A 15,987-nucleotide genomic window follows, 5' to 3' on the forward strand; every position below is an offset into this window, starting at 1 on the left:
GTGGGGTCCGGGGCCAGCACGGGCATCGTCCCCACATAGGATGACCGGGTGACAAGCGAGACCACCCAGCACGCCACTGCACCCGCGAACCACGGCCTTGCCTACCGCCTGGCGCGCAAGCTCACGCTCGCGAACATCGCGACCCAGGCTGGGATCATCGTGACCGGCGGCGCGGTGCGGCTCACCGGCTCGGGACTGGGATGCTCGACGTGGCCGCAGTGCGAGCCAGGCAGCTTCACCCCCGCCGCCTTCGACGCGAGCTCCCTGCACCCGTACATCGAGTTCGGCAACCGCCTGTTGACGTTCGTGCTGCTCATTGTCGCGGTGGCGATGGCCGTCGCGGTGTGGCGCACGCGTCCCGAACTCAAGTGGCTGGGCCTCGTGCCCACCCTGGGCGTGCTGGGCCAGGCGGTCGTGGGCGGGATCACCGTGCTGGTGGACCTCCACCCGCTCGTGGTGGCGCCGCACATGCTGCTGAGCCTGGCGCTGGTCTGGTACTCGGTCTGGTTCGCGCTGCGCTACCGCGGCGCCGTGGGCCGCGTGGGCGCGCCGCTGCGCGTCGAGCGATGGCTCTCGCTCGCGCTGCTCGTGGTTCTCATGGTGTTGGGCGCCCTCACCACCGGTGCGGGGCCGCACTCGGGTGACGCGGACGCCACCGAGAGGCTCGCGCTCGACCCCGCCCAGATCGCACGCGCGCACGCACTCACCGTGTGGGCGTTCGTCGCGCTGCTGGCGTGGATCGGCTGGCGGATTCGCCGCGACGTGAGCGCCGGGGACCGTGACGAGGCACGGCTCTCATGGAAGGTCCTGGTGGCCGTCACGCTCGCTCAGGGCGTGATCGGATACGTGCAGTACTTCACGGGCCTGCCCGAGGTGGTGGTCGGGCTTCACCTGCTCGGCGCTGCGGTGTTGACGGCCGCGCACTCCGCGATGTTCCGGCTCACGAGGGCCGAGCAGCCCGCGTAGCAGCCCCAGCCACGCCGCTCAGTCGAGCAGCGACGGCGGCTTGCGCCAGGGAGAGCCGGCCGGACGCAGGGTCGACCAGCCGGACCGTCGCGCCCTCTCGAGCGCCAACGCACCGGCCACCAGGGTCGGCGAGCCCACGGACCCGGCGTCGATCGCCTCGAGCACCTGGTCGAGCGCGACCCACCGGCCCTCCATGTCCCGCTCCTCGTCCTCGCGGACGTGACGCTCGTGCTCCGGCACCGGCGACAGGTCGCGGGCGAGGAACACCCGGATCCCCTCCGAGGACCCGCCCGGCGTCGCATAGAAGTCCACGAGCACGTCCCACCGGGCTGCCACCAGGTCAGCCTCCTCGTGAAGCTCGCGCGCGGCGGCGTCCACGGGAGACTCGCCGCGCACGTCGGTGAGCCCGGCCGGCGGCTCCCAGCACTCGCGACGCACGGGGTGGCGGTACTGACGCACCAGGTAGATCTCCCCGTCCTCGTTGAGGGCGATTATGGCGACGGCGCCCGTGTGGTGAAGGTAGTCCCGTTGGACGATGCGCTGGTCGCCCAGGTCGACGCGGTCCGATCGCACGTCCCACACCTTGCCCGCGAAGGCCACGGTGGACGCGACCACGGGCCTGTCGGCCTGGACGTCCTCGAGCATCAGGCGGGGGTGACGGCCTCGGCCGCGCCGGACTCGGTCGAGCGAGACTCGGCATCCACCGGTGCGCCCTCGTGTGAGGCGACCTCCGCCTGACGCACCACCGCGGCGGCGATGAGCCCCGCGAACAGCGGGTGTGCCTTGGTGGGGCGCGAACGGAACTCGGGGTGTGCCTGCGTCGCGACGTAGTACGGGTGGACGTCGCGCGGTAGCTCGACGAACTCGACCAGCGAACGGTCGGGGCTCTCCCCCGACACGATCAGTCCGGCCTCCTCGAGCTGGGCACGGTACGCGTTGTTGACCTCGTAGCGGTGGCGGTGACGCTCGCCCACGGTGGTGAGGCCGTAGGTCTCCGCGACCACCGATCCAGGCTTGAGGACGGCCTGGTACTCGCCCAGGCGCATGGTGCCGCCCAGGTCGCCCTTGCCGTCGACAATCTCGAGCTGCTCCTCCATGGTCGCGACCACGGGGTGCGGCGTGTCCGGATCGAACTCGGAGCTCGAGGCGCCCTCGAGGCCCAGCACGTTGCGGGCGTACTCCATCACCATCGTCTGCAGGCCCAGGCAGATGCCCAGCGTGGGCACCTTGTTCTCGCGCGCCCAGCGCCACGCGCCGATCTTGCCGTCGACGCCGCGGACGCCGAAGCCGCCCGGCACGAGCACGCCGTCCACGCCGCCCAGCGCCTCCTGCGCGCCCTCGGGGGTCTGGCATCGGTCCGAGGCCACCCAGCGGATGCGGACGCGTGCGTTGTGGTGGAAGCCGCCCGCGCGCAGCGCCTCGCTCACGGACAGGTAGGCGTCCGGCAGGTCGATGTACTTGCCCACCAGGGCGATTTCGACGTCCTTCGCGGGCTTGTGCACGCGCTTGAGGACGTCGTTCCATGCGCCCCACTCGACGTCGTGGAACGGCAGGTCGAGGCGGCGCACCACGTATGCGTCGAGGCCCTCGGAGTGCAGCACCTTGGGGATGTCGTAGATGCTGGGGGCGTCGATCGCGTTGACCACCGCGGCGGAGTCGACGTCGCACATGAGCGCAACCTTGTTCTTCACCGAGGTCGGCACCTCGCGGTCCGAGCGCAGCACGAGGGCGTCGGGCTGGATGCCGATCGACCGGAGCGCGGCCACGGAGTGCTGCGTGGGCTTGGTCTTCTGCTCGCCGGACGGGCCGATGAACGGCACGAGCGAGACGTGCAGGAAGAAGACGTTGTCGCGGCCCACGTCGTGACGCACCTGGCGCGCTGCCTCGAGGAACGGCTGCGACTCGATGTCGCCCACGGTGCCGCCGATCTCGGTGATGATGACGTCCACGTTGGGGCCGGCCTGAGAGCGCATGCGGCGCTTGATCTCATCCGTAATGTGCGGGATCACCTGGACGGTGTCGCCCAGGTACTCGCCGCGGCGCTCCTTCGCGATCACCTGCGAATACACCTGGCCGGTGGTGACGTTCGAGGCCGCGGACAGCTCGACGTCGAGGAAGCGCTCGTAGTGACCGATGTCGAGGTCAGTCTCGGCACCGTCGTCCGTCACGAACACCTCGCCGTGCTGGAACGGGTTCATGGTGCCCGGGTCCACGTTGAGATAAGGGTCGAGCTTCTGCATGGTCACGCGGAGGCCGCGTGACCGCAGAAGCCGGCCGAGGCTGGACGCCGTCAGGCCCTTCCCGAGGGAGGAAACCACGCCCCCTGTGACGAAGATGTGACGGGTGACATGGTCCGTTCCGGACGAGAATCGCGTTCGCTCCACGGGCTTCGAGCCTATCAGTCGCTGGAGGTCGCTGGCGCGCCCAACGCGCTGAGCGACTCCGGAATGTCGCCATCGGCGAGGTCGGGAAAGGCCCCCAGGAGGGTCTGCGCGACGGTCGCGACGGTGGCGACCGCACCCATCTCCCATTGGGACGATGCCACGGTCGCGACGTCCGTCCGGGCGGCAGCGGGCGCGGTGTCGGCGGGGCTTCCCGCGACGGTCACGGGAGCATCGTACGAGGCAAATGCACGCACCAGCGTTGCCGTGGAGTCCTCGTCGCCCGCGATGATCACGACCGCGTCGGGACCGAGGTTGCCCACCGCGTCGACCCGCTCACCCTGCGCGAGACCCGCCTGGTTCAAGAGGTCCCACAGCACCGCACCCCTGTCCGCTCCCCCGGCATCAACTTCTCCAAGATCCGATCCGGACGGCGCGGCACCCGTGGCTCCTTGCACGAAGGCGTGCGCGAGCACCTCGGTAGGATCCGTGGCGGTCACCCCCACGAGGGTCGGCTCGACCTGGTCGACAAGGGCCGCGCGGAACGCCGCCGAGTCGTCCTCGTCCCACGCATCTCCCAGGCCCACCGGCCCCGCGGACGTTCCTCCCGCGAGGGCGACGCTGTCAGAAATCTGCGCCACGGCATCGTCCCCTGCGCCGGGCGCGACCACGACCAGCACGGTGCGCCCCTGCAGGAGCCCGTCGAGCGCGGCGGGCGCGGTGCCCGCAACAAAGGCGGCCGCGCGATCCGCGCGTGCGGCGGCGACGGCCGTCGCGTCCTCGGCCTGCGCGAGCTCCGCCTCGAGGGTCGCGATCCGGTCGCCGGTCTGCCCGAGCAATGCCGAGCGCAGCGGCCCCGATCCGAGCACGATCCCGATCGCGAGCAGCGCGAGCGTCGCCGCCAGCGCGAGGATCCGCGTCCTCAGGTCCGTCATCGTGCCCCTCCCAGCGTGGCGGAGAGCCACTCCCACGCCGCCGTGAGGGCGTCGCGCCCCTCGGGTGTGCCCCACACCGCAAGCGCGAGCGCAAGAGCCGCGAGACCGAGCGCACCCCACGCCGTCCACGCGCTGTAGCGAGGGCGATACACGGCGGGCAGCGCGGCGGCGTCCACCACGACGCCGCCGGCGACCAGTCGCGCGAGCAACGCCCCGGCGCCGGCCGTCGAGCGGTCCTCGACGTAGTCGAGCACCTCGCCGCGACCGCCCGCGATGACGACCACTTCCGCTCCCGCGGCATGAGCCGCGAGCAGCGCCACGTCCTCGCTCGCGAGCACCGCCTCGCACGAGTCGTGCGCGAGGCCCATCGCCTGCGCGCGCGCCGTGCCGGCCTCGCGGCCGTCGGGATCGTGCACCACGACCTGCACGGCGCGGCGCAGCAGGTCCTCGTCGACGGCGTCGATGTTCCCCACGACGATGCGCGGCACCAGTCCGGCGGCACGCGCGGCATTGGCGCCCTCGCCCACGCCGATCACGACCGGGCGTCGCTCGCGCGCGAACCGCGTCAGGGCGGGAGAGGCGCCCGCGAAGCGCGGGGTGACCACCACGACGGCACGGCCCTCGACGGGAATGCGCAGCGGCGGCAGCCCGTCGCCGTCCAGGAGCACGCCCGCGTCGCTACCCAGCAGGTCCAGCGCGGTCGCGGTGAAGGACGCCACGTGCACGTGGAGGTCCTCGCCGGCCGCCTGCACGCGTCCTCGCACCTGCTCGACGTCGAGCGCGGCGCCCGTCGCCACCTCGCGTCCGTCGACGGCCAGTGCGCCGCCCTCGACGGACGCGCGGGCGCCGTCACGCACCGTCATCACCGTGGGACCCGCCTGATCGATCACCGCGATCCCCGCCTCGAGCAGCATCAACGCGCCCGTCGTCGGGAGCCTCCCGGCCAGGGACGCGCTCGCGTTGACCACCGCGCCGGGACGGCGCGCCGCGAGGACCGTGGCGGTCCCGCGGTCCAGGTCCGGCGCGTCGATCACGGCGATGTCTCCCGGCCGCAACCGTCTCGCGAGGGCGAGCGGCGAGCGGTCCACGCGTGCGGGACCCGTGATCGGGGCGGCTGTCATGGCCGCTATGGTGCCACGCGCGACGCCTCCAGCAGCTCACGTGCGTGGGCGAGTGCGGTGGTCGAGTCCTCGTGGCCCGACAGGAGACGCGCGAGCTCCTCGACGCGGTCCTCGCCGGCGACCTCGTGGACCTGCGCGCGGGTCACCGTGCCGTCGGTGGCCTTGGCGACCACCACGTGGCGATCGGCGTGCGCCGCCACCTGGGCCAGATGAGTGACGACCAACACCTGATGCGTGCGGGCGAGCTCCGCGAGACGCCTCCCGACGGCGATCGCGGCCCGCCCGCCCACGCCCGCGTCGACCTCGTCGAACACGAACGTGTGGCCAGGAGTGACCGCGTGCCGCGCGAGAGACACCTCGATCGCGAGCATGATGCGCGACAGTTCGCCGCCCGAGGCCGCCTCGGCGACGGGGCGCGCGGGAGCTCCGGGGTGCGCGGCGAGCGTCATCGCGACGTCATCGGCGCCCGAGGCCCGCGGTTCGCCACTCTCGACGCTCACCGCGAAGGTCGCGTCTGCCATCGCGAGCCCCGCGAGCTCCGCGTTGACGTCGGCCGCGAGGCGCTCCGCGGCCTCGCGACGGCTCGCGGTAAGGTCCGCCGCGACGCGCGCCACGGCCGCGGCCGCCGACTGTTCCGCGGCCCTGCGTGCCTCGAGCGTCTGGTCCCACGAGTCGTCCTGCGCCACCGCCGCGGCGGCACGCTCCCGGTAGGCGAAGACGCCGTCCAGGTCCGTGCCGATACGCCTCATGAGTGCACCGAGCTCCGCGCGGCGCTGCTGGAGCGCGCCCAGCCGCGCGGGGTCGGCATCCATCCGGTCCAGATAGGACGAGAGCTCGTGGCCCACGTCCGCGGCGCCGTACGCGACGTCGGCGAGCCGCTTCTCGAGGTCGGCCAGCGCGGGGTCGTGACGCGCCGCCTCCGCGAGTGCCCTGCGCGCGGCCTCCACCGCGACCACGAGCGTGACCTCCGCGTCGCCGTCGATCGCCTCGCGCGCGCCCGCCACTCCCGCCCGCACGGCCTCGGAGTGCTCGAGCACCTCGATCTGGGCGGCGAGCGCGGCGTCCTCGCCCTCCTGCGGATCCACCTGCTCGATCGCGGCAAGGTCGTCGCGCATGCGGGCGGCCTCGAGCCGCGCGGCCTCGGCGCCCGACTCCATCGCGGCAAGGTCCTCGCGCGCCGCGCGCCACTCCTGCCACGCGTGAGCGTAGACCGCGCGGAGATCCCCGTTGCCCGCGAAGCCATCGAGGATCGCGCGCTGCTCCGCCGCGGAGCGCAGTCGCGCCTGGTCGCTCTGACCGTGGACCGTCACCCAGTGCTCCGCGACCTCGGCCAACACCGCCTGGGGGACGGTCCTGCCCCCGATCACCGTGCGCGAGCGCGTGGTCGCGCCCACGGTGCGGGCCACAATGACCGTGCCGTCCTCGTCGATGGTCGCGCCCGCCTCGTCGAGGCGCCGCGCGGCCCACGAGTCCGGCTCGACGTCGACCACGGCCTCGGCCAGTGCCGCGTCGGCGCCCGTGCGCACCGCGGCAGGCACGGACTTCGACCCCGTGATGAGACCGAGACCCGTGAGCACCATCGTCTTGCCCGCGCCGGTCTCGCCCGTGACGCAGGTGAGTCCGGGACCCAGCTCGACGCGGGCCGATTCGATCACGCCCAGGTTCTCGATGGCGAGCTCGTACAGCACGTCAGATCCCCGCGCCTCGCTCGGCGCCGGATCCGCGCTCGCCCCTGAACCCGTCGACCGGCAGCGAGAACTTCTTCACCAGCCGCTCGCTGAAGGGGGCGTCGGACATGCGCGCGAGCCGCACCGTCTGCGCTCCCCTGCGCACCTCGACCCTGCCGCCCTTGGCGACGTCGATCGCGCGCGCTCCGTCGAGCACCACCTGTCCGTCGCTCGCCGAGCGCTCGAGGATCTCCACCGCGACCGTGGAGTCGGGGCTCACCACGAGCGGCCTGGAGAACAGCGCATGCGCCGCGAGGGGCACCACGAGGAGGGCGTCGACGTCGGGCCACAGGACGGGCCCGCCGGCGCTGAACGCGTGGGCCGTGGATCCCGTCGACGTCGCGATCACCACGCCGTCACACCCGAAGGTCGACAGCGGGCGATTATCGATGTCGAGGGCTACCTCGACGGTGGTGCGCAGGTTCGCGCGCTCGACGGCGGCCTCGTTGACGGCCCAGCCGGTGCTCACGGTGCCGTCCGGCGCCGTGACGGTCACGTCGATCGTGCCGCGCTCCTCGACCTCGTAGTCGCCCTGCGCGAGGCGGCGCGCGGCGTGAGCGACGTCGTCCCGCTCGAGCTCCGCGAGGAATCCCACGCGGCCCAGGTTGACCCCCAGGAGGGCGATGCCGGTGCCGCGGGTCATGTCGGCCGCGTGGAGCATCGTCCCGTCGCCTCCCAGCACCAAGGCCGCGTCGATCGGCTTGTCGATACCGCGGTGGAAGTCGTGGCAGACGCTCACGCCCTCGGCCTCGAGGGCGGAGGCGGCCAGCACGGCGGCCTCGAGGGTCTCGGGACGGTGGGGGTTCGCCACGATCAAGATCCTGCGCGTCATGGTCTTCCTCCCGTCTGCTCCTCGATTGCCGCGTTGACGAGGGATTCTGTCAACGGCTGCGGCCGCTCGCGACCGCGGTCCCTAGCCTGCCACGTCCGCGAGGCCCACACGAAGAACTCCACGTTGCCGTGAGGACCGGGCAGCGGTGAGCGGGCGACGCGATGAAGGTCGAGCCCCGCGGTCCGCAGCGAGGCGGCGACCGCGGCGACCGCTCGCGCGCGGTCCTGGGGGCGGGTCACGACTCCGCCCTTGCCGAGCCGTTCGCGGCCGACCTCGAACTGCGGCTTGACCATCAGCAGCAGGTCCGCGTCCTCGGCGCACGTGCGCACGAGCGGATCGACCAGCAGGGTGAGCGAGATGAACGACACGTCCGCGACCACCAGGTCCGGCGTGTCGCCGCCCAGGTGCGCGGGAGTCAGCTCGCGCGCGTTGAGACCCTCGACCGCGACCACGCGAGGGTCACCGGCGATCGACGGGGCGAGCTGGCCGTGACCCACGTCGATCGCGTGGACGCGACGCGCGCCCCGCTGGAGCAGCACCTGCGTGAAGCCGCCCGTCGAGGCGCCCACGTCGAGCGCGAGCCTTCCCTCCACGGAAAGCTCCGGGCAGGAGTCGAGCGCGCCGGCCAGCTTGTGGGCCGCGCGGGAGACGTAGGAATCGGACGATGCCACGGTGACCACGGCATCGTCCCCCACCTCATGTGCGGGCTTGGAGACGACAATGCCGGCGACGGTGACGTCGCCGGCGTCGATAAGCGCCTGCGCGTGAGTGCGCGACCTCGCCAGCCCGCGCGCGACGAGCGCGCGGTCCAGCCGCATGGTCAGCGCGGCTCGTCGCGAAGACGCGTCGAGAGGGCCTCCTGGACCTTGTCGAAGAACTCGGCCTGCTGGTCCAGGTCGTCGGGGAGCTCGGTGACCGCCTTGAGGGCTTCCCTGACCTCCGACGGATACTCGACCTGGCCCAGCGACTCTCGGGACTCGTTGATGTCAGCCATGCTCACGAGGCTACTCCGAAGTGCGGAAGGGTCTCAACATCGATGCTCTCGCCGGCATCGACGGCCGCCCACGCCGCGGCGCATGCGGCGCGGATGCGGTCGAGCGGCTCGCCGCCGTCCACCACCAGGTGACGCTCGGTGACGCGCGCCCTTGCCTCTCCCACGTGCCACCAGTGGTCGACCAACTGCGGCTCCGGGTGGATGTCCTCGAGCGTGCTGAGATCCGCACCGATGAAGGCCGGCCGCTCCTCGGGAACCGCGAGGATCGCGTCGCGCGCGCTCGAGACGCCCGTGAGCACCAGCAGGCCCGGCATGTTCGCCGCGCGGGCGCCCTTGAGGTCCGTGTCGAGGCGGTCGCCGATCATGAGCGGCCGCGAGGCACCCGCCTTGCGTGCCGCAAGGTGGAACATCTCGGGCTCGGGCTTGCCCGCGGACAACGGCGTGACGCCGGTCGCGGTCCGCACCACGCTCACGAGCGAGCCGTTGCCCGGCGCCATGCCGCGCTCGGTGGGGAGCGTGAGGTCCAGGTTGGTCGCGAAGTAGCGCGCACCCGCGTTGATCGCGTAGACGGCCTCCGCGAAGTCCTTCCACGCGAGGTCCGGGGCGAAGCCCTGGATCACCGCGACGGGGTGGTCGTTCGCGCTGTCCACGATCACATGCCCCTTGGCGGCCACGGCCGTGTGAAGGCCCGCGCCTCCGATGACCAGCACCTTCTGCCCAGCCGGGACGTGATCGGCGAGCAACTCCGCTCCCGCCTGCGCGGCCGTCATGACCTCGCCGGGAGCACACGGGATGCCCAGGTCGCTGAGGTGCTCGGCGACGGTCTCGGGCTCGCGGGACGCGTTGTTCGTGACGAACAGCACCGCCATGCCGGCGCGTCGCGCCTCCTCGAGCGCGGGAGGCGCCGTCGGAATCGCGTGCGCGCCCTTGTAGGCGACCCCATCGAGGTCGACAAGCGCGACGTCGAACGTCTCCTGCAGCGGGGCGGTGGTGCCCGAGAGCCCTGCCGTCATCGGTGGTCCTCCTCGGCAGGATCCCCCGCCTCGTCGTCGGTCTGCTCGTCATCCTCCGCCTCGTGGAGGTCGTCCTCGTCGTCGAAGCCAGCCTCGGCATCGTCCCCAAGGTCGTCCTCGTCGGGCTCGTCCTCGTCGGGCTCGGGGTCGGGGAGCTCCGCGGTGTCGTACAACACCACGTCCTCCTCGATTTCCTCCTCGACGGGCTCGGGGATGGACGCCTCGAGTTCGTCGGCCTCGGCGTCGCGACCCAGGGCGCGGAGCACCGCGACACGGGCCTCGTCGACCCGGACGGCGAGTTCGGCGTTCTTGGTCTCGATGCGGGTGAGGACCAGCAGCGCGGCCTCGGCGTCGCCCATGTCGAGGCGAGCGCCCGCGACCACGATCTGCATCTCGACCGCGGAGTCCGCGGGGAGGGCCTTCGCGTCTGGCTCCTCGGAGATGGCCAGGGCGCGCTCCGGGCGGCCCAGTCCACGCTCACAGTCCGCCATCAGCGGGAGGTGCTCGATGGCACCGCCGAGTCGCCGCACGGTGCGGAACTCGCGCAGTGCCTCCGCGTACCGATCGGTCGCGTACGCGGTGAGCGCCACGGCCTCGCGCACCACGTCGACGCGGCCACCGCGCTGGGCGGCGACCTGCGCGTGCCGGTACGCCAGCTCGGGGTCGGTGTCGATGAGGTTGCCGGCCATGATCAGGTGCAGGCCCACGTCCTCGGCGTTGTCCTTGCTCAGCGTGCGCAGGCGCGCGCGGACGGCCTTGTCGAGCTGGCTGTAGGTAATCTCCTCGGGGATCTCCGGGACCTCAATCGACTGCGATCGCGTGAGCGGGATGCCCGCGACGTTCGGGGTGCGCTCCTCGAAGCCCTCGCGCTCGCGTCCCGCGCGCTCCGCGTGGTGGCTGCCCTGGCGGGGGCCGCGGGGGCCGCGGGGACCGCGGTTATCGCGATCACCGTCGAACGAGCGGCGCGGACGGTCGTTGTCCCACTGACGCTGGGGGCGGTCACCGTCCCGACGGGGACCACGGTCACCATCAAACGAACGCTGGGGGCGGTCGCCATCGCGACGGGGACCACGGTTGTCGCGATCACCGTCGAACGAGCGGCGCGGACGGTCGTTGTCCCACTGACGCTGCGGACGATCACCGTCACGACGAGGGCCACGATCACCATCGAAGGAGCGCTGCGGACGGTCGCCGTCACGGCGGGGACCACGGTTGTCGCGATCACCGTCGAACGAGCGGCGCGGACGGTCGTTGTCCCACTGACGCTGCGGACGATCACCGTCACGACGAGGGCCACGATCACCATCAAACGAACGCTGGGGGCGGTCGCCATCGCGACGGGGACCACGGTTGTCCCGGTCACCGTCGAACGAGCGGCGCGGACGGTCGTTGTCCCACTGACGCTGCGGACGATCACCATCGAAGGAGCGCTGCGGACGGTCGCCGTCACGGCGGGGACCACGGTTGTCCCGGTCACCGTCGAACGAGCGGCGCGGACGATCGTTGTCCCACTGACGCTGCGGACGATCACCATCACGACGAGGTCCACGATCACCATCAAGCGAACGCTGCGGCCGGTCACCGTCACGACGAGGACCACGGTTGTCCCGATCACCGTCGAACGAACGGCGCGGACGATCGTTGTCCCACTGACGCTGGGGGCGGTCACCGTCACGGCGGGGTCCACGATCACCATCGAAGGAGCGCTGCGGACGGTCGTTGCTCCACTGACGCTGGGGGCGGTCACCGTCCCGACGAGGTCCTCGGTCACCATCAAACGAACGCTGGGGACGGTCGTTGCTCCACTGACGCTGGGGGCGGTCACCGTCCCGACGGGGACCGCGGTCACCATTAAACGAACGCTGCGGGCGGTCACCATCGCGACGAGGTCCACGATCACCATCGAAGGAGCGCTGCGGACGGTCGTTGCTCCACTGACGCTGGGGGCGGTCACCGTCCCGACGGGGACCACGATCGCCATCGAAGGAACGCTGGGGGCGGTCGCCATCGCGACGGGGACCACGGTTGTCCCGGTCACCGTCGAACGAGCGCCGGGGACGGTCGTCGCGCGGCCCATCCTGGCGAGGCGCGCCCCGGTCCTTGCGCGGGTTGATGCCGGGTCGCGAATCGTAGTTCGCGCGGCGCTTGTCGCGCTCGTCCGGGTCGTTGGTCATGTTGCTCCGATCACAATGGAAAACGTCTGAGCCAATTCTGCGCACCTCGGACGGACATTCGCTGTGTTGCGGATGGCTGTACGAGGGCCTCCGCACGGTCGCGGCGTCGTGGGATGTCCGGGCACGAGACAATGGACGCGATGACTTCCACCGACTCCACCCTGCTCGCCCGCCTTCCCGAGACGGCGCCCGGTGCGGAACCCGATCCAGACGCAGTTTTCGATGCGTTTGCAGCGTGGGCGTCGGAACGGGACCTCCCATTGTATCCGCACCAGGAGGAAGCGCTGATCGAGCTCGTCTCGGGCTCGCATGTGATCCTCGCGACCCCGACCGGATCGGGGAAGTCCCTCGTCGCCGCCGGCGCCCACTTCGCCGCCCTGGCCGCGCATCGTTCCCGCACGGGCGGCCGCACCTTCTATACCGCGCCGCTCAAGGCGCTGGTCTCTGAGAAGTTCTTCGCGCTGATTGAGATGTTCGGCACGGAGAACGTGGGCATGATGACGGGCGACTCCGCCGTCAACGCGGACGCACCCATCATCTGTTGCACCGCCGAGATCCTCGCCAACCTTGCGTTGCGCCAGGGCGCCGCGACGGACGCGGCGGTGGTCGTGATGGACGAGTTCCACTTCTACTCCGACCCTCAGCGCGGGTGGGCCTGGCAGGTGCCGCTTCTCGAACTGCCGCACGCCCAGTTTCTGCTGATGTCGGCGACGCTCGGCGACACCGCATGGATCGTCGAGGACCTCGAGCGTCGGACCTCACGCGCGGTCGCGGCCGTCACCAGCGCGGAACGGCCGGTGCCGCTGTCCTTTGAGTACTGCGTCGAGCCCCTCACCGAGGAGGTCGAGCGGCTGGTGGAGACCGGACGCGCGCCGGTGTACATCGTCCACTTCACGCAGAAGGATGCCGTCGAGCGCGCGCAATCGCTCCTCAGCATGAAGGTCGCGACGCGCACGGAGCGCGACGCGATCGCCGCGGCACTCGACGGGATCCGCTTCGGCACGGGCTTCGGCAAGACGCTCAGCAAGTTCCTGCGCGCGGGGATCGGCGTCCATCACGCCGGCATGCTCCCCAAGTACCGGCGCATCGTCGAACGCCTCACCCAACAGGGACTGCTCAAGGTCGTGTGCGGCACGGACACGCTGGGCGTCGGAATCAACGTGCCCATCCGGACGGTGCTGCTCACCTCGCTCGTGAAGTACGACGGCGAGCGCATGCGCCACCTCTCCGCGCGCGAGTTCCATCAGATTGCGGGACGAGCCGGCCGGGCCGGCTTCGACACCGAGGGCGAGGTGATCGTCATGGCGCCCGACCACGTCATCGAGAACCGTCGCGCTCTCGCCAAGGCCGGGGACGACCCCCGCAAGCTCAAGAAGATCGTGCGCAAGAAGGCGCCGGCCGGCGCGGTCAACTGGACCGACGCCACCTTCGAGCGGCTCCGCGATTCCGCCCCGGAGCCCCTCACCTCCAGCTTCACCGTGACTCACGCCATGGTGCTCAACATTCTCGCCCGTGGCAGGGACGATGCCCGGGACGGCCGCCCCTCCGAGGATCCAGTTCGCGCGATGGCGGCCCTCCTTGCTGGCGTTCATGAGACGCCGGCCCAGAGGTCAGCACACGCGCGCCAGGCACTGCGCATCTACCGCTCGCTGCGGATCGCGGGCGTGGTCGAGCGGGTACGCGTGCCCGACGTCAGCCATCCTCGAGGCGAGCGTCCCACGGTGCGACTCACCGTCGATGTGCCCCGCGACTTCGCGCTCAACCAGCCGCTGTCTCCCTTCGCGCTGGCGGCGATGGACCTCCTCAACGTCGAGAGTCCCACGCACGCGCTCGACGTGGTCTCGGTCATCGAGTCGACGCTGTCCGATCCCCGCCACATCCTGCTCGCGCAGCAATACCAGGCCCGCGGCGAGGCGGTCGCCGCCATGAAGGCCGAGGGACTCGAGTACGAGGAGCGTCTCGAGGCGCTCGAGGACGTCATCTGGCCCCGGCCGCTCGCGGAGCTCCTCGAACCGGCCTTCGTCATGTACCGGCGTACCAACCCGTGGCTGCTCGACGCCGAGCTCTCGCCCAAGTCAGTGGTGCGCGACATGCTCGAGAAGGCCATGACCTTCGGTGATCTCATCTCGGTCTATGGGCTCGAACGCACCGAGGGCATCGCGCTGCGGTACCTCACCGAGGCATATCGCGCCCTTCGCCAGACCGTCCCGGAGGACCATCGCACCGAGGACGTGGGCGAGATTACCGAGTGGCTCGGCGCCCTGGTGCGGGGCACCGACTCCTCACTCCTCGACGAGTGGGAACGGCTCTCCCATCCCGGTGCCGACATCGCGGACGACGTCGATCCCGCCGCTCCGCACCTGGTACCAGGCGGTGCAGGCGCCGCGAGGCCCATGAGCGGCAATCCCCGGGTCCTCCGCAGGCTGGTCCGCAATGCCATGTTCCGCAGGGTCGAACTCGCGTCTCGTCGTCGCTGGGACGCGCTCGCCGCTCTCGACGGCGAGGCCGGCTGGGACGGCGCTGCGTGGGAAGACGCCCTCGCTCCCCTGTTCGACCTGCACGGAGACGATGCCGTGGGCATCGGTCCCAACGCACGCGCCTCCGCATTGCTCACCTTCGTGGACGAGACCAGTGATCCGGCGGACGGACGGGTCCGCGCAGCCCTCGCGGCCGCCGAGCACGCGGAACTACCGCCGCGCGCGTGGATTGTCCGCCAGGTCATCGACGACCCGGCCGGCGACCACGACTGGGCGATCGTTGCCCGAGTCGACCTCGATGCGAGCGACGAGTCAGGAGAGCCCGTGCTCGAGGTCATCCAGGTCGGAGAGGCCTAGCCGCGTCCGGAGTCGCGCCGACCAGTAGAGTCGGCGCATGCGCATCGTGGTCTCCGGCACGCACGGCAGCGGGAAGAGCACTCTCATCAGCGCATTCGCCGCCCGCCACCCCGAGTACGAGATGATGGGCGATCCCTACGAGGATCTCGATGACGATCGCTTCAGTGAACTCGACGCGTCGCTCTTCGCGGCGCAACTGGCAATCGTCGCGGAGCGACTCGGCGACGCCGACGCACCCCCACGCCTCATCTCCGAGCGCGGTCCCCTCGACTTCGTCGCCTACCTGGATGCGCTCAACGCACTCGCAAGACGCGGGCGCTCGAGCGCTGCGGTGCGGCGCGCTGTCGACGTGGCGCGGATAATCGCCCCTCGTATCGACCTGCTTGTGCTCCTGCCGCTTGAGGACGACGACCCCATCTCCGTGTCGGATGACGAGGACCTTGAGCTTCGGGCCGCGATGAACGACTCGCTGGTCGAGTTCGCGGGCGATCCTGACTTGGCGGGCGAACGCGTCATCGAGATCGCAGGGACGCCGAACGCGCGCCTCGAGCAACTCGAGGCCGCGGTCTTCTCCACCCGCTGACGTAGCGTCCGGGCCCGCTTTGCGCCTCGACCGAGCGTGCGTATGTCATACATGCGGTGTGGGGGTATGCGAAAGACCCCCCACGGTGTGGGGGGTCTTTCGAAGGTATGTGCCGCAGCGACCTACTCTCCCACACCCTGGCGGGTGCAGTACCATCGGCGCTGGGAGGCTTAGCTTCCGGGTTCGGAATGGAGCCGGGCGTTTCCCTCCCGCTATGGCTGCGGCAACTTTATGGAGTTATTGAATGGTTTCCCGTTCGTTACTCGGGAACCGCACAGTGGACGCGTAGCATTACTTTTGAAATCTTGAGTGTGTGTCAAGTTATCGGCCTATTAGTACCGGTCAGCTTCAAGAGTCGTTAGTCCTCTCTTCCACGTCCGGCCTATCAACCCCATGGTCTATAGGGGGCCTCTCGGAACAAGTTCCA

14 protein-coding genes and 2 rRNA genes are annotated in these 15,987 nt (G+C 70.9%); 4 read left to right on the forward strand and 12 right to left on the reverse strand.

All coding sequences use genetic code 11. The features are described 5' to 3' along the window. Positions 1–48 precede the first annotated feature (48 nt). On the forward strand, positions 49–966 hold the full coding sequence (locus tag ABEA62_RS08885; protein WP_286216218.1) for a COX15/CtaA family protein: 918 nt from the start codon (positions 49–51) through the stop codon (positions 964–966). An 18-nt stretch (positions 967–984) separates the two neighbouring features. Here the strand turns inward: ABEA62_RS08885 and ABEA62_RS08890 are convergent, their stop codons facing one another. Genes ABEA62_RS08890 through ABEA62_RS08935 form a run of 10 tightly spaced genes read right to left on the reverse strand, consistent with a single transcriptional unit; the run spans position 985 to position 10,676 of the window. After that, complete coding sequence (locus ABEA62_RS08890) at positions 985–1,611, reverse strand: NUDIX domain-containing protein (RefSeq protein ID WP_286216219.1); 627 nt, start codon at positions 1,609–1,611, stop codon at positions 985–987. Further along, positions 1,611–3,368, reverse strand: coding sequence for a CTP synthase (pyrG, locus tag ABEA62_RS08895; RefSeq protein WP_425558010.1), 1,758 nt, complete (start codon positions 3,366–3,368; stop codon positions 1,611–1,613). The genes ABEA62_RS08890 and pyrG overlap by 1 nt, the downstream gene beginning before the upstream one ends. Beyond that, positions 3,365–4,282 carry a copper transporter gene (locus ABEA62_RS08900; RefSeq protein WP_286216222.1) on the reverse strand — a complete coding sequence of 306 codons (918 nt, stop codon included), beginning with the start codon at positions 4,280–4,282 and terminating at the stop codon, positions 3,365–3,367. The genes pyrG and ABEA62_RS08900 overlap by 4 nt, the downstream gene beginning before the upstream one ends. After that, positions 4,279–5,403, reverse strand: a complete 1,125-nt coding sequence (steA, locus tag ABEA62_RS08905) for a putative cytokinetic ring protein SteA (RefSeq protein ID WP_286216223.1) — start codon at positions 5,401–5,403, stop codon at positions 4,279–4,281. The genes ABEA62_RS08900 and steA overlap by 4 nt, the downstream gene beginning before the upstream one ends. Positions 5,404–5,408: 5 nt before the next feature. Next, entirely contained in the window at positions 5,409–7,091 is a 1,683-nt protein-coding gene (gene recN, locus ABEA62_RS08910) for a DNA repair protein RecN (protein ID WP_286216224.1), read from the reverse strand. A gap of 1 nt (position 7,092) precedes the next feature. After that, positions 7,093–7,962 (reverse strand): NAD kinase, encoded by an 870-nt coding sequence (locus ABEA62_RS08915; RefSeq protein ID WP_286216225.1) that lies wholly within the window; start codon positions 7,960–7,962, stop codon positions 7,093–7,095. Further along, positions 7,959–8,780 carry a TlyA family RNA methyltransferase gene (locus tag ABEA62_RS08920; protein WP_286216226.1) on the reverse strand — a complete coding sequence of 274 codons (822 nt, stop codon included), beginning with the start codon at positions 8,778–8,780 and terminating at the stop codon, positions 7,959–7,961. The genes ABEA62_RS08915 and ABEA62_RS08920 overlap by 4 nt, the downstream gene beginning before the upstream one ends. A 2-nt stretch (positions 8,781–8,782) precedes the next feature. Beyond that, positions 8,783–8,956 carry a hypothetical protein gene (locus tag ABEA62_RS08925; RefSeq protein ID WP_286216227.1) on the reverse strand — a complete coding sequence of 58 codons (174 nt, stop codon included), beginning with the start codon at positions 8,954–8,956 and terminating at the stop codon, positions 8,783–8,785. A gap of 2 nt (positions 8,957–8,958) precedes the next feature. Further along, on the reverse strand, positions 8,959–9,969 hold the full coding sequence (locus ABEA62_RS08930) for an HAD-IIA family hydrolase (RefSeq protein ID WP_286216228.1): 1,011 nt from the start codon (positions 9,967–9,969) through the stop codon (positions 8,959–8,961). Further along, on the reverse strand, positions 9,966–10,676 hold the full coding sequence (locus ABEA62_RS08935; protein WP_286216229.1) for a hypothetical protein: 711 nt from the start codon (positions 10,674–10,676) through the stop codon (positions 9,966–9,968). The genes ABEA62_RS08930 and ABEA62_RS08935 overlap by 4 nt, the downstream gene beginning before the upstream one ends. Here ABEA62_RS08935 and ABEA62_RS08940 point away from each other — a divergent pair. From ABEA62_RS08940 to ABEA62_RS08950, 3 genes are all read left to right on the forward strand, one after another. Further along, positions 10,665–12,173 carry a hypothetical protein gene (locus ABEA62_RS08940; protein ID WP_286216230.1) on the forward strand — a complete coding sequence of 503 codons (1,509 nt, stop codon included), beginning with the start codon at positions 10,665–10,667 and terminating at the stop codon, positions 12,171–12,173. The two genes, ABEA62_RS08935 and ABEA62_RS08940, sit on opposite strands and share 12 nt — an antisense overlap. A gap of 101 nt (positions 12,174–12,274) precedes the next feature. Further along, on the forward strand, positions 12,275–14,977 hold the full coding sequence (locus ABEA62_RS08945; protein ID WP_425558008.1) for a DEAD/DEAH box helicase: 2,703 nt from the start codon (positions 12,275–12,277) through the stop codon (positions 14,975–14,977). Positions 14,978–15,014: 37 nt separating this feature from the next. Then, positions 15,015–15,560, forward strand: coding sequence for an ATP/GTP-binding protein (locus ABEA62_RS08950; protein ID WP_286216231.1), 546 nt, complete (start codon positions 15,015–15,017; stop codon positions 15,558–15,560). A gap of 109 nt (positions 15,561–15,669) precedes the next feature. On the opposite strand, the gene rrf is transcribed toward ABEA62_RS08950, so the two are convergent. Together rrf and ABEA62_RS08960 are read right to left on the reverse strand one after the other, a co-directional pair. Further along, positions 15,670–15,786: ribosomal RNA gene (gene rrf / locus ABEA62_RS08955) — 5S ribosomal RNA — on the reverse strand. A gap of 86 nt (positions 15,787–15,872) precedes the next feature. Next, a 23S ribosomal RNA gene (locus tag ABEA62_RS08960) occupies positions 15,873–15,987 on the reverse strand; the annotation flags it as partial.

Origin of the sequence: Demequina sediminis (assembly GCF_039545075.1) — a bacterium.
GTDB lineage: Bacteria > Actinomycetota > Actinomycetes > Actinomycetales > Demequinaceae > Demequina > Demequina sediminis.